The 17,275-nt window shown below is 36.1% G+C and carries 19 protein-coding genes and 4 pseudogenes; 18 read left to right on the top strand and 5 right to left on the bottom strand.

Annotated elements, in window-relative coordinates; genetic code table 11:
• Positions 1-72: 72 nt before the first annotated feature.
• A pseudogene (gene surE, locus HX13_RS14905) lies at positions 73-862 on the bottom strand (5'/3'-nucleotidase SurE).
• Between the two features lie 315 nt (positions 863-1,177).
• Positions 1,178-1,348, bottom strand: coding sequence for a lmo0937 family membrane protein (locus HX13_RS14900; protein WP_050021894.1), 171 nt, complete (start codon positions 1,346-1,348; stop codon positions 1,178-1,180).
• Between the two features lie 333 nt (positions 1,349-1,681).
• Here HX13_RS14900 and HX13_RS14895 point away from each other — a divergent pair.
• Positions 1,682-3,812 (top strand): annotated as a pseudogene (locus tag HX13_RS14895) (carboxy terminal-processing peptidase).
• Positions 3,813-3,864: 52 nt separating this feature from the next.
• Here the strand turns inward: HX13_RS14895 and HX13_RS14890 are convergent.
• Positions 3,865-4,368, bottom strand: a complete 504-nt coding sequence (locus HX13_RS14890; protein ID WP_050021893.1) for a superoxide dismutase family protein — start codon at positions 4,366-4,368, stop codon at positions 3,865-3,867.
• A gap of 223 nt (positions 4,369-4,591) precedes the next feature.
• Between HX13_RS14890 and HX13_RS14885 the strand changes: the two genes are divergently transcribed.
• The 14 genes and pseudogenes from HX13_RS14885 (at position 4,592) to HX13_RS14830 (ending at position 12,997) form a co-directional block, all read left to right on the top strand.
• Entirely contained in the window at positions 4,592-5,149 is a 558-nt protein-coding gene (locus HX13_RS14885) for a 4'-phosphopantetheinyl transferase family protein (RefSeq protein WP_050021751.1), read from the top strand.
• A complete protein-coding gene (locus tag HX13_RS14880) occupies positions 5,149-5,388 on the top strand; it encodes a hypothetical protein (protein ID WP_050021750.1) in 240 nt (79 codons plus the stop codon). The genes HX13_RS14885 and HX13_RS14880 overlap by 1 nt, the downstream gene beginning before the upstream one ends.
• Before the next feature lie 20 nt (positions 5,389-5,408).
• The gene (locus tag HX13_RS14875) at positions 5,409-7,655 is read left to right on the top strand and encodes a TonB-dependent receptor (RefSeq protein ID WP_050021749.1); all 2,247 of its coding nucleotides are present in this window, start codon (positions 5,409-5,411) and stop codon (positions 7,653-7,655) included.
• A 48-nt stretch (positions 7,656-7,703) separates the two neighbouring features.
• The gene (locus HX13_RS14870) at positions 7,704-8,363 is read left to right on the top strand and encodes a hypothetical protein (protein WP_050021748.1); all 660 of its coding nucleotides are present in this window, start codon (positions 7,704-7,706) and stop codon (positions 8,361-8,363) included.
• A 125-nt stretch (positions 8,364-8,488) separates the two neighbouring features.
• A complete protein-coding gene (locus HX13_RS24525) occupies positions 8,489-9,133 on the top strand; it encodes a histidine kinase (protein ID WP_238555383.1) in 645 nt (214 codons plus the stop codon).
• Complete coding sequence (locus tag HX13_RS24520; RefSeq protein WP_316931328.1) at positions 9,073-9,468, top strand: sensor histidine kinase; 396 nt, start codon at positions 9,073-9,075, stop codon at positions 9,466-9,468. Before HX13_RS24525 ends, HX13_RS24520 begins: the two co-directional genes overlap by 61 nt.
• Entirely contained in the window at positions 9,407-9,808 is a 402-nt protein-coding gene (locus tag HX13_RS24515) for a 2TM domain-containing protein (protein ID WP_238555382.1), read from the top strand. The genes HX13_RS24520 and HX13_RS24515 overlap by 62 nt, the downstream gene beginning before the upstream one ends.
• A 4-nt stretch (positions 9,809-9,812) precedes the next feature.
• Positions 9,813-10,088, top strand: a complete 276-nt coding sequence (locus HX13_RS14860; protein ID WP_128572437.1) for a 2TM domain-containing protein — start codon at positions 9,813-9,815, stop codon at positions 10,086-10,088.
• 85 nt (positions 10,089-10,173) lie between these two features.
• Positions 10,174-10,524 carry a hypothetical protein gene (locus HX13_RS24510; protein WP_238555381.1) on the top strand — a complete coding sequence of 117 codons (351 nt, stop codon included), beginning with the start codon at positions 10,174-10,176 and terminating at the stop codon, positions 10,522-10,524.
• On the top strand, positions 10,475-10,744 hold the full coding sequence (locus HX13_RS24505; RefSeq protein ID WP_238555380.1) for a methyltransferase family protein: 270 nt from the start codon (positions 10,475-10,477) through the stop codon (positions 10,742-10,744). Before HX13_RS24510 ends, HX13_RS24505 begins: the two co-directional genes overlap by 50 nt.
• 61 nt (positions 10,745-10,805) lie before the next feature.
• Positions 10,806-11,426, top strand: a pseudogene (locus HX13_RS24500) (methyltransferase family protein).
• Between the two features lie 187 nt (positions 11,427-11,613).
• The gene (locus HX13_RS14840) at positions 11,614-11,901 is read left to right on the top strand and encodes a 2TM domain-containing protein (protein WP_238555379.1); all 288 of its coding nucleotides are present in this window, start codon (positions 11,614-11,616) and stop codon (positions 11,899-11,901) included.
• A gap of 19 nt (positions 11,902-11,920) precedes the next feature.
• Entirely contained in the window at positions 11,921-12,193 is a 273-nt protein-coding gene (locus HX13_RS14835; RefSeq protein ID WP_050021744.1) for a 2TM domain-containing protein, read from the top strand.
• 59 nt (positions 12,194-12,252) lie between these two features.
• Positions 12,253-12,997, top strand: a pseudogene (locus tag HX13_RS14830) (LytR/AlgR family response regulator transcription factor).
• 222 nt (positions 12,998-13,219) lie between these two features.
• Here HX13_RS14830 and HX13_RS24495 read toward each other — a convergent pair.
• Positions 13,220-13,666, bottom strand: coding sequence for a hypothetical protein (locus tag HX13_RS24495; RefSeq protein ID WP_238555378.1), 447 nt, complete (start codon positions 13,664-13,666; stop codon positions 13,220-13,222).
• 504 nt (positions 13,667-14,170) lie between these two features.
• Between HX13_RS24495 and HX13_RS14820 the strand changes: the two genes are divergently transcribed.
• Both HX13_RS14820 and HX13_RS14815 read left to right on the top strand, forming a co-directional pair.
• A complete protein-coding gene (locus HX13_RS14820) occupies positions 14,171-14,881 on the top strand; it encodes a glycine-rich domain-containing protein (RefSeq protein ID WP_050021743.1) in 711 nt (236 codons plus the stop codon).
• Positions 14,784-15,251, top strand: coding sequence for a hypothetical protein (locus tag HX13_RS14815; RefSeq protein ID WP_238555419.1), 468 nt, complete (start codon positions 14,784-14,786; stop codon positions 15,249-15,251). The genes HX13_RS14820 and HX13_RS14815 overlap by 98 nt, the downstream gene beginning before the upstream one ends.
• A gap of 85 nt (positions 15,252-15,336) precedes the next feature.
• Here HX13_RS14815 and mnmA read toward each other — a convergent pair whose 3' ends face one another.
• Complete coding sequence (gene mnmA, locus HX13_RS14810; protein ID WP_050021742.1) at positions 15,337-16,524, bottom strand: tRNA 2-thiouridine(34) synthase MnmA; 1,188 nt, start codon at positions 16,522-16,524, stop codon at positions 15,337-15,339.
• Between the two features lie 238 nt (positions 16,525-16,762).
• Here mnmA and HX13_RS14805 point away from each other — a divergent pair, with 238 nt between their 5' ends.
• Positions 16,763-17,269: a hypothetical protein gene (locus tag HX13_RS14805; protein ID WP_238555377.1), complete on the top strand. Its 507-nt coding sequence runs from the start codon at positions 16,763-16,765 to the stop codon at positions 17,267-17,269.
• The last annotated feature ends 6 nt before the right edge of the window (positions 17,270-17,275 follow it).

The following is a 17,275-nucleotide window of genomic DNA, read 5'->3' as shown; positions in this document are numbered from 1 at the left end:
TCTGTATAATCTGCGTGAGATAAAAAAAAGCGTGAAATCAAATTTCACGCTTTTCTATTTTAAATAACAGTATTATTTAGACTCTTTTACAGTGTCAAAAACCATTACTTCTTCCAAGGTTTTCATATATTCATACGCAGTAAGATCAAACTTCACGGGTACGATAGAAATATATCCGTTTGCCAAAGCCGTTTCATCTGCATCTTCAGATTCATCCATATTGTTGAAATACCCTGTAAGCCAGTAATATTTTTTACCATGCGGATTTATTCTTTCATCAAAGCTTTCTTCCCATTTCGCATGAGCCTGTTTACAGACTTTTTACTCCCTTGATTTCTTCTGCAGGAAGCTTAGGGATATTAACATTAAGAACTATTCCTCTAGGCATTGGATTTTCCAATGTTCTTCTTACAATATTCTGAATATATTCTTTAGCCTGGGTAAAATCTGCTTCCCAGCTGAAATCAAGTAATGAAAATCCAATGGCAGGAATGCCTTCTACTCCTGCTTCTACAGCCGCAGACATGGTTCCTGAGTAAATGACATTAATTGACGAGTTGGCTCCATGATTAATTCCCGAAACGACAATATCAGGTCTTCTTTTCAGGATCTTATCAAGAGCCATCTTTACACAATCCACGGGTGTTCCGCTACAGGAATAGTCAGTCTGGGGGCCATCAAGAGTGACCTCTTCATAGCTTAAGGTAGAATTAATGGTGATGGCATGACCTTTTCCGCTTTGAGGAGAATTTGGAGCTACTACAACAACTTCTCCGATTTCATTCATAAAATTAATTAGATTCCTGATGCCGGGCGCTGTAATTCCATCATCATTAGTAACCAGAATAAGTGGTCTTTCCATATAGTATTTAAATTTTTTAATATTACAGGATTGTTTGTTCATTTTTTTGAATAGAACAAAAGAAACCTACCTACAAATGTAGTTAAAAATAACCTGTTATAAAATATTCAATGTATTATAAACAGGTGTGTTATCTAAAAAAATGAGTCGGGAAAGTAAAAGACAGGAGATGGAATAACGGATATAAGGTAAAAAAAACATCAGTACTCCACAGATGCTTTATTTTCTGGATAATATCGATATACTACAGCTGAAATAAAACATCTGTTAAAGCCTGATATTAAAATCGGATGAATTTTTTGATGATAAACTGAATTAATCAAGTGGCTTCCTGCCTGTAATGATATTATAAAGAATCACAACAATGGCGATTATCAGCAGAATGTGTATTAAATATCCTGTACTGATTCCCGGAATTACTCCTGCAATTCCTAAAAGCCAAACAACGATGCAGATTACTGCGACTAACCATAATAGACTTCTCATGACAATACAATTTAAAGTTATATGATTAATTACCAGCATATTTTATGCCTTTTATAGTATAAATTATATTTTTCTTACATCTTATTTTTGATTTTTAAATAAAAATTAACTCGTTGTAAAGTAAAACAGGCGGCAATTTACAGCCTTGTTATCCAGATAAAAGCTCCTGATCATAGGATATGTTTGAAATAGTGCTTATTATTTTAATAAAAATAGCCAAAACTATTCGGTATTTATAAATAAGGTATTAAATTTGATCGTTTGTAACAGCACCAGCAATATTGCTACTAATTACAATACTTAGATTAAAAAATAATAAATACAAGACAGTTTATGTGGAAAAATTTCAAACTGAATAAATTTTTACTCCTAATTCCATTAACCAGTCTAATGTTTTGTTTCAACTCGCCAAAGAATGACGATGAAAAGATGCAAACAATAATGGTGAGCGTAAAAAATACACTTTCTTATCTGCATTATAGCCCGAAAACGATTAATGATGCCTATTCGAAAGACGTTTATAAGCATTATTTCGAGTTGGTAGACCCTGCTAAAAGATATTTCCTGCAATCTGATATGGATGAATTCAGCAAGCATGAAACAAAACTTGATGATTACATCAGCCAGGGAGATCTTAGCTTCTATAAGCTCACTATCGACAGATTATATCAAAGGGTGGATGAGATTGATAAAATCACACAGGATATTTTCAGCAAGCCGATCAATTTACAGGAAGATGAAACCCTTACTCTTGAGCCGAAACTTAAAAAGACTCCAGCCAATAAGCAGGAACAGTATAATGAATGGAAGAAGTTTATTAAATACAATATTCTTCAGGAAATTGAATCAATGAACAGTAAGGAAGAAGCTCAGAAAGAGAAAAAAGATTCCATTCAGAAATATAAGCTTAAAGATACCATCAAGCTGAAAATTTTAAACGCCTGATGAGAAAATAAAAAAAGCAACTGATGAAGTGAAAGATCTTGTAAAAGATACCTTTACCAGATTTAAGAAAAGAAAGAAAATGGATTGGTTTACTGTGTATATGAATGCATATACTGAAGTATTTGATCCTCATACCAACTATTACTCTCCAAAAGATAAAGAAGATTTTGATACTCAGTTTACAGGAAAAGTAATTGGAATCGGGGCCATTATTCAGGAGAAAAAAGGAAATCTTTACTTGGGTGCCCTTACCATTGGTGCACCGGCATGGAAATCCAAACAGCTTTCAGAAGGAGATAAGATCTTAAAGGTAAAATCCAAGCCTAAAGATGATGCTGTGAATGTAGTGGGAATGCTGTCTGATGAAGCTGTGCGCCTGATCAGAGGAGAAAAAGGAACCCCGGTTACCCTTACCGTTCAGAAAAAAGACGGTTCGATAAAGGATGTAACTATGATCCGTGAAGAAGTAGCTATTGAAGATACTTTTGCAAGAAGTATTGTAGTAAATGCCCCGAACGGGAAAAAGTATGGCTTTATCAATTTACCAAGCTTCAATGCAGATTTTGAAAACTCTAAAGGAAGGAATGCTTCAGATGATATTAAAAATGAGATCATTAAACTTAAAGCCCAGAATATTGAAGGAATTGTTCTTGACCTTAGAAATAACGGGGGAGGCTCTTTAACGGAAGTAGGGGATATTATGGGGCTTTTCATGGATGCCGGCCCTTATGTTCAGGTAAAAGACGGAAACGGGAAAATACAGACCTTAAAGAACAAATATGAAGCTCCGATCTGGGCAGGTCCTCTTGTGATCATGCAAAATGAGCTTTCAGCATCAGCGTCAGAAATTTTAGCAGGTGTAATGCAGGATTATGGCAGGGCTATGGTCATTGGATCCCCACAATCTTTCGGAAAAGGTACCGTACAGACATTTGTTGACCTGAACAGATTCCTGAATACGGAAGATGATTTTGGTTCTTTAAAGCTTACTATACAGAAGTTCTATAGAGTGACTGGAGAATCTACACAGAGAAAAGGGATAGTTTCCGATATACAGATGAAAGACTTCTTTACCTATGCTGAGGTAGGAGAGCGCTATGATGATTTTGCATTAGCATGGGACAAAATTCCGGCTACAAAATTCCAGAAACTGAATTATTTCAATATTCAGGCACTGGAAAAGGCAAGTGCAGACAGAATGGCTAAAAACAGTAATTATCAGTTGTTACTGGAATCTGCCCAGTGGAGGGAAAAACTGGATAAAGAAGAAACAATTACGCTGAATATCAATAAATTCAATGAGCTGATGAAACACAGAAAATCTCAGATTGAAAAATTCAAGGCTTTAACCAAATTTGAGAATGGGCTTCAGTTTGTGATGTATCCAAGTGAAATAGAAAGAGAGAAAAAAGATGAAGCTTTCAAGAAAAAATCTGAGATGTGGATTAAAAATCTTAAAAAAGATCTTTATCTCCAGGAAGCAATGAATATTGTATCAGATATGGGAGCAAAATCATAACATAAAAAATCCGCTAATGAAAATTAGCGGATTTTTTATTGTAACAGAAAGATTACTTAATTTCTACACATCCCACACGTCCGCCTGCATTTCCTGTAGGCTGGGTATGGAAATCATCCGCTGCGGCATGTACAATAAGGCCTTTCCCGATAATGTTTTTAGACTCATCGGTACAGCCTATACACCATTTATCGGTCTTGAAAGTTAATGTTGCATTTCCGTTCTGGTCAGCAACTAAATTTCCGATGTCTCCCATATGGAAGTGTTCAGCTCCCCATTTTCCATGGTCGTTTTTAGAAGGATTCCAGTGTCCTCCTGTAGAAGTGCCGTCTGCTGCAGAACAGTCTCCTTTTTCATGAATGTGTACTGCATGGATTCCAGGAGTAAGATTGGTGATATCCAACTTCATGATCACTTCATTTCCCTGTTGGGTAAACTTTGCTGTTCCTCCGGTTTGTGTTCCGCTCTTGGCGTTTACGGCATACGTTTTTGTTGTACCGCATGAAGCGGCTAAAAATGCGCAGCCTGCCAATAATGCTAATGTTTGTACTTTCATTTTTAAATGATTTAAAGTGATTTTTATGATAAATTTATAAAAGATTTTCCAAAGGGCTTTATGATTTGATGCTTTTTTCATGAGTAAAGCCGGAATAAGCTTCGTTTCAAAAGGATAAAGATGAAGGTTAAAAAAGAATTTTTTATTTCCTTCACGATATTTTTTTAATTTTAGTAAAAAATAGAATAGCTCCAGTTGTAGGATTTCATTCCCCGGTAAACATATGGTCATTTTATATACTTTTATCAGCGAAGACAAGCATCAGGATCTTGTATGCCGGTATTTAAATACTTTTTCCGAAGCCTTTAAAAATAAAATCCTGAAATACAGGAGATGGCAGGATGCTCAACTTTCACTCCTGGGAAGAGTCCTGTTACGACACGGATTGAAAAGCTATTACAATATTGAGGATGCTGAAATTGGCTTTTTATCCGGTCATAAACCATTCCTGAAAGAGCATAATATTTACTTTAATATATCACATTCCAAAAACCTGGTTGCCTGTGCTATCTCGGATTTTCCTGTTGGAATCGATGTTGAATTTTCTGACCCTTCGATTAACTATCAGGATTTTAAATTTCAAATGACACCGGCAGAATTTGAGAACGTTGATGGTTCTGCTGACAAAATCAATACTTTCTTTACCTATTGGACAGAAAAAGAGGCGGTGATAAAAGCGCATGGTGACGGCATGATGATTCCTTTGGACTCTTTTGAAATTTTACATAATGAGTGCAGTATTGATGGTAAAAAATTTTTTACAAAAAAAAGTTTTTATTGATGAACAATATCTTAGCTGTATTGCCTCAAATGACCCGGTCATTAAAACTAAAGAAATTATTCTGGATAAGTTTTCAATGTAAAAGGTTTCAGTCCCTCCCAACTGAACAAACGATCCTTCCGGGAACTGTTCAGAAAAAAGAAGTTGTAGCTGTATCCAGTGATTTCCCACTCGGGAACAAAAGAATGCCTTTCAGTAATATTTTTTTTTACAGGAGTAGTTTTTCAGATTATTTTTGATCCGGAAAACAATAACACCTATGAAAACACTAGGGCAAAAAATACTGCTTCTGATTTTTTTTCTGGCTTTTATGATGGGATATGCCCAGATAAAGATATCCGGTAAGGTGATCTTTAAAAACAAAGGAATCAATGAAGTAAATGTTACCTTGAAAAATACCTACGATGGAGCTACTACGGATGCCCAGGGAAATTTTTCTTTCGAAACTGCGGAAAAGGGGACCCATATCCTGACATTTACCCATCCTAAATATGAAGAAGTTGAAAAAAGTATAAATATTGATAGCCAGGAGATTATAGTGAGTGTCCAGCTTAAAGAACAGATCAGCGAAATTGATGCAGTAGTGGTTTCTGCAGGCTCTATTGAAGCCAGTGACAGGAAAAGGGCAACCGCGTTGCTTACTCCCATTGATATTTATACAACCGCAGGCGCAGACGGACAGATTTCTTCAGCTTTAAATTATCTTCCCGGTGTACAAAAGGTTGGAGAATCGGAAGGGCTGTTTATAAGAGGGGGCACGGCTACGGAATCTAAGATTTTTATGGACGGGAGTCTCATCAATAATTATTTTTCCAATTCAATACCGGGAATTGCGGGTAGAGACCAGTTTAATACCTCTCTTTTTAAAGGGAATATATTCTCAAGTGGCGGATATTCTGCATTATACGGGCAAGCCTTATCGGGAGCACTGATGCTGGAAAGTGTAGACCTTCCGGATCAAAGCTCATACAATTTCGGGGTTTCTCCTATTTTTTTAAGTGCGGGGTTTCAAAAGCTAGGGAACAATAAAAACTACTCTTATGGAGCTTCTGCGGGCTATTCTCTTTTAAGCCTGATGCAAAAAGTATTTAATTTCAATACTAATTTTATCAGTGCTCCGCAAGGCCTGAACAGTGATTTTAATTTTAGAATAAAAACCAAATCCGGAGGCTTTTTTAAATATTACGGGATGTACAACTCCAATACAATGGGAGTGAAAACGGAGAGTCTGGAATCCGGATATGATTTCGCTTTAGTGAGATTAAAAGGACAGAATACTTATCACAATCTATCTTTCAGACAAAAATTTGGAAAATACCTGTTCAATGCGGGCACATCCTATGCCTATAACAGGTCAGACCTTAAATTTTCTACTGAAACCGACAATGTTGAATCGGGGCAGACAAGACTTTTAACAGACGGAAATTATATCAATTTCAAGGCCGTGCTGGAAAGAAGAATTAATAAAATAAGTGCGGTAAGGGGAGGTTTTGAACTGAATAATGCCGATGAGAAGTTAAGTTTTGAAGCAGTGAACAAGCATTATAAAGATTTGATTTCTTCTGCTTTTATAGAAACTGACCTGGGTTTCAGCAATGCCCTATCCGCAAAAATAGGAATAAGGGCAGAGAATTCATTTTTTTTGGATAAAAGTAATATTGCTCCACGTTTTGCTCTGGCTTACCGTTTTGCCAAGGATTGGACAACCAGTTTTGCTTATGGTCTTTTCTATCAAAACCCCGAGAGCAGATACATTAATGGACCTGCCTATCTTGGATTTCAAAAATCTCAGCACTATATTTTCCAGATCCAAAGGAGCTCAGAAGGCCGGAGCCTGCGTTTTGAGGCCTTTTACAAAAAATATGATGATCTGATTAAAACTTTTACGATAACCCCTGGAAAAGAACAGAATCAGCAGATCCTGAAAGCATTCAGCAATGATGGATATGGTTATGCCAAAGGCCTTGAATTGTTTTGGAGGGATAATAAAAAAACATTTGAAAATATAGATTACTGGATTACATACTCCTTCCTGGATTCGAAAAGGGATTTTCTGAATTATCCGGTAAGCTTAAAACCCGGTTTTGCTGCTGAGCATACTCTTTCAGCCGTACTAAAGAGATTCATTCCCGAATGGAAAATGGGAGTAAATCTATCCTACACCTATGCCAAAGGACGTCCTTATTACGATATCGTTACTACGGTTGACAATGCAACCCCGGTTAATTATATCAGGAATGAAGGACGTTTAAAGGATTATAATGCTCTCAATTTCAGTATCAATTATCTCCCGAATCTTGGTAAAAAGGGTGCTAAAGCGTTTACTGTATTTGTATTAAGTATTTCCAATATTTTAGGATCAAAGAATGTATATGGATATAATTTTTCTGTAGACGGATCCCGTAGTTCAGCCGTAGTTCCTCCGGTAAATACGTTTGTGTTTGTAGGAGCCTTTATCAGTTTTGGAGTAGATAAAACACAGGATGCTATCAATAATAATTTATAAAAGCATAACTTCGATATTTATTATAACTAACTTTTAAAAAATTATATAATGAAAAAATACATTTTAAGCTTTGCTTTAGTTCTGGTAAGCTTAACAGCTTTTGCACAGGCAGATTATGAAAAAATAATGACTGAAAAAATTGCTAAAATCGAGACGTGCAAAACCCCGGAAGATTTTCAGGCCCTTGCCAATGATTTTCAGAGAATAGGAAGTAAGGAAAGCTCACAATGGCTTCCTGCTTATTATGCAGCTTTTGCCTCCATTCAAAAAGGAAGGGTACTGATGAGAAACGGAAATATGCAGGAACTGGATGCCATAGCTGGTCAGGCGGAAAAGTATCTGGCTACAGCACAAAACCTTGCCGGAGCAGATAATGCGGAAATTCATTTGTTGCGTAAAATGGCTTTTTCCTTAAGAATGATGGTGAACCCACAACAACGGTATATGACTGATGGGGTGAGAGCGGCGGAAGAACTCAATGTAGCTGAAAAACTGGATCCGGCTAATCCAAGGATTGCCCTGATTAAAGCAGAAGATACCTACTTTACTCCGGAACAGTATGGTGGAAGTAAAACAAAAGGAATAGAGCAATTTAAAACGGCATTAGCCAGGTTTAATTCCTATAAACCCAAAACAGCTTTAGATCCCAATTGGGGTAAATCCGAAGCGGAATATTTTATAAGCCTTCCTGCAGAAAAAACTAAATAAAAAAACCAGCCTTCATCCAGTGAAGGCTTTTTTTATGCGGTTCGGTTATAAAAACCCGCCTTTCGGTAAGAAAATAATTTTTGATACCTTTAATAAAAGCTAATTTTGAGTTAAGAGAACAGATCATGAGACGTAAAAATATCATCATTTTACTTTGGATATCGCTGGGAACAACATTGTTTTTCTTTTTGTTTTTTAATCACGAAAAGACTTTCAGGGCCTTTATGATAACCATGTTGCTTTCAGTGATGTACACCTTTGTATTGGGAGTGGGAAACGGAGTGATTAATGAGTTTCTCAACAAAAGATTCCCATGGTCTGAAGCAACCCGGACAAGAGCCGTTTTAAGTATTGTTTCCATCATAATCGGGAATTTTATTCTGGTGTATTTCTGTAATTATATGAATTATGTTGTCATTCAGAAAACTGCCACTGCAGAAGAATTTTTCTCACCGAAATATGGTTTTACCAATTGGTTTATGATCAATATTGCTCTTTTGATCACAGCGTTCCTTCATGCTAAAGGCTTTATGGAAGAACTAAGAAAAACCTCAAGGAAAGAAGTAGTGGAACAGAAGCTTATTGCCAAATCCGCGAATGCTCAGTTTGAAAGCTTAAAAAATCAGCTGGATCCCCATTTCCTTTTTAATTCTCTGAATGTTCTGAGCGCTCTGATTGATGAGAACCCGGGAAAAGCACAAAAAGTTTACTGCTTCGATGTCAAAAAATTTACCGGTATGTACTTGAACAAAAAGATAAAGAGCTGGTAACCGTAGAGGATGAAATCGAATTTGCAAAAACTTATTGTGACCTCTTAAAAACAAGATTTGAAGACAGTGTAGATTTTGTTTTTGAGATACGCCAGGAAGACCTCCGGAGGTACGTAGTGCCCCTGTCTCTGCAATTGCTGCTGGAAAACTGTATTAAACATAACTTTGCAACATCTTCAAAACCCCTGATCATTAGAATCTTTTCGGAAAATGATACGCTTTGTATAGAAAACAACCTTCAGGTAAGAGAGCAGATCAAAGAAAGTTCGGGCATTGGACTTGCCAATATTGTACAGCGTTATTCCCTGCTTACCAAAAAAAAATGTATTCATTGAAAAGTCTGAAGACTATTTTAAAGTAAAACTTCCGGTGCTTTCCAATAAACCTAATATAGTCAGCATTAAACCTGAAAATGAAGACCTGGCGTATGAAAGAGCAAAAAAGCGTGTGAAAGAACTTAAAAGCTTTTATGGAAACCTTACGTCTTATTGTATTGTTATTCCTTTTCTGATTATTATTAACCTTCTTACCAACCCAAAACATATCTGGTTCTATTTTCCGATGTTCGGCTGGGGAATAGGAGTGATCGCTCACGGAGTCAGTGTCTTTGCTATAGGAAAAAATTGGGAGGACAGGAAGATCAGAGAAATTCTTGAAAAACAAAGTAAACGATAAAACTATGAGAAATTTAAGTGAAAACGATATCCGCTACCAGGAAGCAAAAAGAATGGTGAAAAGAATCAAAGGGTTTTATATGTCTGCTTTTATTTATGTAGCAGTAAATATATTCCTCCTGTTTCTTAATTATGAAGGCTTGAAACCCGGGGAAAGCATTTGGCATATAGAGTATTTTATTGTTCCGGTTGTTTGGGGAGCTATCCAGATCTTCTACGGATTTACCGTTTTTTTTCCGGGATTCTTTCTGGGAAAGAACTGGGAAGATAAAAAAAATTAATGAGTTGATTGATAAATATGAAGATAGGGTGAAATAAGAAGGAAAGCATACAAGGTAATACACCATTAATAATAAATATAATCCAATGAATGTGCTCCAGGTTTTATTTGCAGTTTCTATGGCCGTTTGGTTTGTCAGTGAATTTTTATACAAAAATATACTGAAGTCCGGCAAGGAAGATAAAAAAGATAAAGACAAATCCACTCTTAATATTTTATGGTTTGCTATTCCTTTTTCCATCCTGGGAGCCGTGCTGGTTTCCCACCTGACCACACTGCCGATTGCCGGTGGAAGCTGGATTTATTATGCAGGAGAAGGGTTTGTTCTTATCGGTATTATTTTCAGATTTATCATTATCAGGTCCCTTGGGAAATATTTTACAGTGGATGTTACCATTAAACAGGGCCATAAAATTAAAAAAAGGAGGATTTTATAAATACATACGGCATCCTTCTTATACTTTTTCCCTGCTGACATCTCTTGGGCTTGGCTTATATCTGAATAATTGGCTGTCAATGGCTTTCGCGGTTATTCCCCCGTTCCTTGCTTTTACACACAGGATCAACATTGAAGAACAGGCTCTGATAGAACAATTTGGAGATGAATATATTCAATACAGAAAGAATACAAAGAAACTGATTCCGTTTATCTATTAGTTTAGATCCTGTCTTCTGTTGATATATTACGATTTTGAAATAAATGAATTTTTAAATATAAATGATTATTTGTATTGATTGGTTAATTTTAAAAAACCAAAAACTGCAAATAATGAAAACCTTAGACATCGTTATCTACACAGGGATTATTGTCTGGTCCCTGATCGAATATTATTACCTCAGGTTCCGGCGTTCCGGAAACGGAGATCAAAAAGTAACAGATAAAATAGGTCTTCAAAGGCTTTGGATTATTGCCTGTTTCACACGAATAAATCCGGTATTGATTTCAATACTTATAAAACTTCCTATTAGTGACATCATTGAATTCAGATATTTCGGGCTGGCAGTGTTTATAGGTGGAGTTTTACTAAGAGCATTGGCTATAAGAAATCTTGGAAACTTTTTCACGATGGATCTTACCATTAAAAAGGATCATCTGCTGATAACAAACGGAGTATACAGATAAGTCAGGCACCCTTCTTATACGGCAATGCTTATCGGTCTTATAGGAATTGGTCTGGCTTTAAATAATTGGTTATCACTCTTAATAGGCCCTCTTGTATTTTTTCTGGCCTTTGAAAGGAGGATCGCAGATGAAGAGAGAGGTTTGATAGGAAGGTTTGGAAATGAGTATATCCAATATCAGAAAAGGACTAAAAAATGGATTTCTTTTATATATTAGTTAACATAAGAGATACCAGGAACAGGATAATGGGTTATTTTTTTTTAAGAATTGTTTCAGTAATTCCAGATTTTTACCATTCGGGAAAAAAAATCTACCGTTCGGTAACATAAAGTTGATGTAAGGCTATTATACAGCCTACCTTTGAATCAGGAAAAAACAGCAATAACCTTTAAAACATTACATTATGGAAATATCAAATAAAGAAACTGCTTCCTATGAAAGAGCAGCAAAAAAAGTAAAAGAATTGAAGAAGTTCTACGAAAACCTTACTTCTTTTTGTATTGTTATTCCCTTTCTGGCCTTTCTGAATCTTATGACTACAACCGGATATTTATGGTTCCTATGGCCGATGTTGGGCTGGGGTATCGGGATAGCATTTCATGCTGTCAGTGTTTTCGGAATTGGAAAAAGCTGGGAAGAAAAAAAAGATCAGGGAACTGATGGAAGAAGAAAAAGAAAAACCTTATTATAACTTTAAAAAACCTTAGATCATGGATTACGATACTGCATACGGCAAAGTTCAGCAATTGAAAAAATTCTATAAAAACCTTGTATGGTTCGGCATTGTCACAGCAATTATCATTGGTAATAATTGGCTAGATAACGGGTTTCATCACAGGTTTTTCGGGGGACGTCTTTTGCTTGCCATTTGGGCGATTATTCTTATCATTAAAGCATTTTCTCTTTTTGTTTTAGATGACAAATGGGAAAAGGAAATCTTAGAAAAGGAACTTAAAAAAACAAAAGAGCCTGTAGATTTTTAAACCCGGAGTCTTTTAGTTACCTTTATTTTCTTAAAATCTGAAAACCAAAGCCATAGAGAATGATCAAAACAGTGATTATTGAAGACGAGAAGCCAGCTTCAAGGAAATTAGAGAGGATGTTAAGTAACTTTCCTGAAATAGAGGTGGTTGCTAAAATAGAATCAGTGGAAGAAGGGGTAACCTGGTTTTCTGAAAATGAACATCCCCAGCTTATCTTTTCAGACATTGTTCTGGGAGACGGGCTTTCATTTGATATCTTTGAAAAAGTTCCCACCAAAGGCTTCATTATCTATACGACAGCGTTTGATCAGTATACCTTAAAAGCATTTAAATTAAACAGTATCGACTATCTTCTGAAACCAATTCTTGAAGAGGATCTTGCCGGTGCTGTTGAAAAATTTAAATCCTTTATTCCGGCTAATCATGATATCGGATCCCGGGATATCAAGCAGCTGATCAGAAAAGAAAAATCCATCCTTTCAAGAATCCTGGTAAAAATCGGATACAATCTGAAAATTGTTCAGACACACGAAGTAAGCTGCTTTTTCAGTGAAAACAAGATTGTTTATCTTCAGACGGAAGAGCGGATATATCCTTCAGATTTCACATTGGAAGAGCTTGAAGATATTCTGGAAGATAAAAAAATTTTTTCGTGTCAACAGACAGTTTATTATCAATTCTGACTATATAAAAAACATTCATACATCACCTTATTATAAAGTGGATCTCAGTTTTCAGCCCCAGGAAGAAATTACAGTAAGCAGGGATCGCGTTAAAGACTTTAAAGACTGGTTGATAAGTTAATTGTCATCAATTATAAAACATAACCAATGGACCTCATGCTTCTTATTTTAAGATTATTTCTTTCCCTTTTTTATTCCTGACGGATAGATTAACGAATTGTTTTTCATCACCCCTTCCCGTAATCAAACGGATTTATATGAAAATACTGTTTACAGCTACCTGTAATCAATTCTATTAGTCTCAGTGTCTTCGAGCTGTTTTACAATAGACTCCGGAATTTCATCACTGTTTATCGGAAAGCTGATGGAATCTGAAATAAAATTTTTTTCTGTCTGCTTTTTGAAAAATCTCAAATAAAGCTATAGGTTCCTGGTTAAAGCTGATGCAGGTGCTTATAAAGTGGAGCTCATGGAGCTTATATTCCGGATTTTTGAGCTTTTCTTTACTATCTTTGATCCGAGAGATAAAATGTCTCTGCCGGATGAAGGTATTGCTGTTCATAATGATAAAGATATAATCCGAATAAGCCGTTACTTTACCAAAATATTTATGGTGATCACCGCCGCTTCTTTCTATAAAAAACTCTCCTGTAGTTTCAGATTTATAAATTTCCATCGCAGAACGCCAGATCCGGTCTTCTTTTTCCTGTAAAGGATTTTCAGGAAGATTTCTGTTATAAGAATACCAGCATCCCACCAGATGATCTAAAAGAGCCGTGTTTGAGCTCACGTTATTCATATCAATTCTGAGATCGTTGAAGTTGAAGGATTCTGTATTGGAATTTATAAAATCAATATATCCTGAATAGCCCAGGACTTTTACAATCAGGCTTAATTTGGCCAGATTAGGTTTGCTTATTATAGAATATTCATTATTACGGTACTTTTTTAGTTTATTGATAACAAGATGCTCATAAAGGTAGTTCGAGCCCAGGAGCTCGGGTTCTTTTTTTTATTCCTTTTTCTGAATGATCATTAATAATCAGATCATTGAGTTCCGTGCAGATGTATGACCATTCGGTTTTTGAGACATCTTCCCAGCTATTTTTTCTTTAAAAACTGCCTGCTTAGAAAGTTCATAAGCTTCTCAAGATGAAGGATATCCTCTTTTCTCATTTCTTTATTTTTTATTGTAAGACGAATTTAAGGCTTTTATACATCCGGATAAGATATTTGTAAGGTTTTTATATTCTGATTTCAAAAGATATTTGAGTAGAAAATAAATGGTAACACAATGGAAACAAAAATATTTGTAAAAGATGAATCTCTTTGGAACCGGATTCAGGGGTTCTCCTTAGACGCTCCGGATGCTGCTTTTCCTTTTTCAAAGAAGCTGGCCAAAGAAGAAAACTGGAGCCGTGATTTCACAGCAAAAGCGATAGAAGAGTATAAAAAGTTTGTTTATCTCTGCTGTATCCTTCCCAATGGAGCCTCTCCAAGCAAGATCGTAGATAAAGTATGGCATATGCACCTGATCTACACCCAAAATTATTGGGAAGATTTTTGTCCCAATATTTTAAAAAGAAATCTTCACCATCATCCTTCAAAGGGAGGAGTAGAAGGTCAATCTAAACATCGGAACTGGTTTATATACACCTTAAAAGCGTATCAGCAAGTTTTTTATATGGAAGCACCAAAAGAAATCTGGCTTCAGAATACACCCTATAAAAGAAGCTGGTGGAAAAAATTCAGGATAATTCCGTTATTAGGCATTCTTTTGTTGATGTCATCCTGTCTTGGAGAGATTTTAAGTACAATTACCTCCTTGTTTATTTCACTTATGGCAGCTTTTATTTTTGGTGGGCTGATTGGAATATACCAGGGAAATAATAAACAAGATGATAAAAATGGCGGAAGCTGTGGCGGAAGTAGTTGTAGTGGTGGAAGCAGCTGCGGAGGAGGTTGCGGAGGTGGATGTGGCGGATGCGGGGGGTGTGGTGGATAATCAAGTAAAAATAAAAACTATGAAAAAATTGATCATTCATTTAGTGCCGGGTGTTATTAGCTTTATTTGGCTTTTTTCAAAACACCATACTTTTAATCCGATTACTTTGAAAGGCCCGGACTTTTTACAATTCTATTCAATTCTTTTATTGAGTGTTTATGCCGTAATCCCCCTGTTGAAAATGATGAAAGAACCTGTTTCAAAAACAGTTTTGTATGGTATAAGCCTGGTTTTTATCTTGGGAATTATCAAGCTGGTGAGGGGATTGATCCTGGGAAAACCAATTGGCTTTTTAGCAATGATATTATTGTTAGAATGTATTGTGGGAATGGTATTTATTCGATCCTGTTTCAAGTATAAAATGAAATAAAGCAATCAAAAAAGAAAACCCGGAATACAAGATTCCGGATTTGCATATTTGATTTAAGGTTTTTCTGAAGTTTTATCAGAATATATTATGAAATGACACCACTTCCGATAAGCTCTTCGCCGATATACCAGGACGCAAACTGCCCTTCTGCTATAGCAGACTGCGGCTCATCAAATTCCACATAAAAAGCATCTTCAAACTGATAAAGCTTAGCTTTTTGCAAAGGCTGTCTGTATCTGAATCTGGCCATCACATCCATGGACTCGCCGCTTTTAAGCCTCATATCTTCACGTACCCAATGCAGCTCTGAATTGTCAATTTTTAAGGCCTTTTTATAAAGCCCCGGAAAATGACTCCCTTCTCCTACAAAAAGAATATTGTTTTCCATATCTCTGGAAATGATAAAGCAGCTTTCTTTATGCCCCCCGATACCTAATCCTTTACTTTGTCCGATGGTAAAAAACTGGGCTCCCTGATGCTTGCCAATCACTTTTCCATCAGTCTTTTTATATTGGATTTTGGCAGATAAAAACTTAAGCTCTTCTTCTTTAGATGTAAACCCCGGTTTTTCTTCTGAAAATAATGGAGAATCTTTAAAAATTTCTACAATTTCACCCTCATTAGGTTTCAATTGCTGTTGTAAAAACTGAGGCAGGCTTACCTTTCCGATAAAACATAGCCCCTGTGAATCTTTTTTATCGGCGGTTACCAATCCTATTTCTTTAGCAATCTCCCTTACCTGAGGCTTTGTAAGCTCTCCGATAGGAAATAATGCTTTTGAAAGCTGGTCCTGACTCAGCTGGCAAAGAAAATAAGACTGGTCTTTGTTATTGTCTTTTCCTGCCAAAAGATGAAAAATTTCTTTTCCGCTTTCATCAAAAGTAGAATTGACTCTTGCATAATGGCCTGTGGCAACTTTATCAGCACCTAAAGACATAGCTGTCTTCATAAAAACATCGAATTTTACCTCTCTGTTGCATAATACATCAGGATTCGGTGTTCTTCCTTTCTCGTATTCGGCGAACATATAATCAACGATTCTTTCTTTGTAAAGCTCGCTCATATCAATCACCTGAAACGGAATACCCAGCTTCTGGGCAACCATCAGTGCATCATTGCTGTCTTCAATCCAGGGACATTCATCCTCTAAAGTGACCGATGCATCATTCCAGTTTCTCATAAATAAAGCCACTACGTCATGGCCTTGTTGCTGCAGCAAATAAGCTGCAACACTTGAGTCTACACCTCCGGAGAGGCCTACTACTATTTTCATTATTTTCAATTTTACGAAACTCTTAACGGGAGTTCTTAGTTTGACGCGGCAAAAATACAACTAATAAATTCGTAAAAAAAACCATATTTTTAAACATTGATAAAAACAATTTTAAATTAAATAACACCATATACGATACTTTTCAACAGCCAGACAGAGATAAAAAAAGTGCTGATTGAGGAAGAATCTTTACACAAAATAAAATATTTAAATATGAAAAAAGTTTATTATTCCACTGATGTTAATGTTCTTCTCAGGAACAGTTTTTTCCCAGATTTCAGTAGGCGCACCAGCCCAGGAAAATAACCGTTGGACTTTCGGAGGAGGAATTGGTTTGGGATTCGGAAGCAACAGCGCTTTTTATCTGCAGGCATCACCGAGGGTAGGATACAGGCTTACCAATGATCTTGAAGGAGGTGTGGTGGGAAGTGTTTCATGGCAGACTTCAGACTATTACAGATCTACGATGTTTGGAATAGGCCCGTTTATCAATTATTATTTTGCCAGATCATTCTATGTCGGGGCCAATCTCCAGCATTATTTTATTAATTATAAAGATAAATACTACGATTATAAATACAACAAGGAAGAAACAGCATTATACCTTGGTGGAGGATATATGCAAAGGATCGGAAATAATTCTTTTATGCAGTTGGGATTAATGTACAATGTTCTCTATAAGGAAAACTCCAGTGTATTTTCAAGTGGACTGATCCCGAATATAGGCTTTGTTGTAGGACTTTAATAGATG

This window comes from Chryseobacterium sp. P1-3, from assembly GCF_000738495.1.
GTDB classification, from domain to species: Bacteria; Bacteroidota; Bacteroidia; order Flavobacteriales; family Weeksellaceae; genus Chryseobacterium; species Chryseobacterium gallinarum.
Note: the sequence above shows the minus strand (reverse complement) of the source record. Positions and strands in the feature narration are given on the sequence as shown.

Coding starts and splice junctions, on each gene's coding strand:
- HX13_RS14900 (WP_050021894.1), bottom strand. CDS start 1,348: ATGAGAAGTCTATTATGGTTAGTCGCAGTAATCTGCATCGTTGTTTGG.
- HX13_RS14890 (WP_050021893.1), bottom strand. CDS start 4,368: ATGAAAGTACAAACATTAGCATTATTGGCAGGCTGCGCATTTTTAGCC.
- HX13_RS14885 (WP_050021751.1), top strand. CDS start 4,592: ATGGTCATTTTATATACTTTTATCAGCGAAGACAAGCATCAGGATCTT.
- HX13_RS14880 (WP_050021750.1), top strand. CDS start 5,149: ATGAACAATATCTTAGCTGTATTGCCTCAAATGACCCGGTCATTAAAA.
- HX13_RS14875 (WP_050021749.1), top strand. CDS start 5,409: ATGAAAACACTAGGGCAAAAAATACTGCTTCTGATTTTTTTTCTGGCT.
- HX13_RS14870 (WP_050021748.1), top strand. CDS start 7,704: ATGAAAAAATACATTTTAAGCTTTGCTTTAGTTCTGGTAAGCTTAACA.
- HX13_RS24525 (WP_238555383.1), top strand. CDS start 8,489: ATGAGACGTAAAAATATCATCATTTTACTTTGGATATCGCTGGGAACA.
- HX13_RS14860 (WP_128572437.1), top strand. CDS start 9,813: ATGAGAAATTTAAGTGAAAACGATATCCGCTACCAGGAAGCAAAAAGA.
- HX13_RS24510 (WP_238555381.1), top strand. CDS start 10,174: ATGAATGTGCTCCAGGTTTTATTTGCAGTTTCTATGGCCGTTTGGTTT.
- HX13_RS24505 (WP_238555380.1), top strand. CDS start 10,475: ATGTTACCATTAAACAGGGCCATAAAATTAAAAAAAGGAGGATTTTAT.
- HX13_RS14840 (WP_238555379.1), top strand. CDS start 11,614: ATGGAAATATCAAATAAAGAAACTGCTTCCTATGAAAGAGCAGCAAAA.
- HX13_RS14835 (WP_050021744.1), top strand. CDS start 11,921: ATGGATTACGATACTGCATACGGCAAAGTTCAGCAATTGAAAAAATTC.
- HX13_RS14820 (WP_050021743.1), top strand. CDS start 14,171: ATGGAAACAAAAATATTTGTAAAAGATGAATCTCTTTGGAACCGGATT.
- HX13_RS14815 (WP_238555419.1), top strand. CDS start 14,784: ATGGCGGAAGCTGTGGCGGAAGTAGTTGTAGTGGTGGAAGCAGCTGCG.
- mnmA (WP_050021742.1), bottom strand. CDS start 16,524: ATGAAAATAGTAGTAGGCCTCTCCGGAGGTGTAGACTCAAGTGTTGCA.
- HX13_RS14805 (WP_238555377.1), top strand. CDS start 16,763: ATGTTAATGTTCTTCTCAGGAACAGTTTTTTCCCAGATTTCAGTAGGC.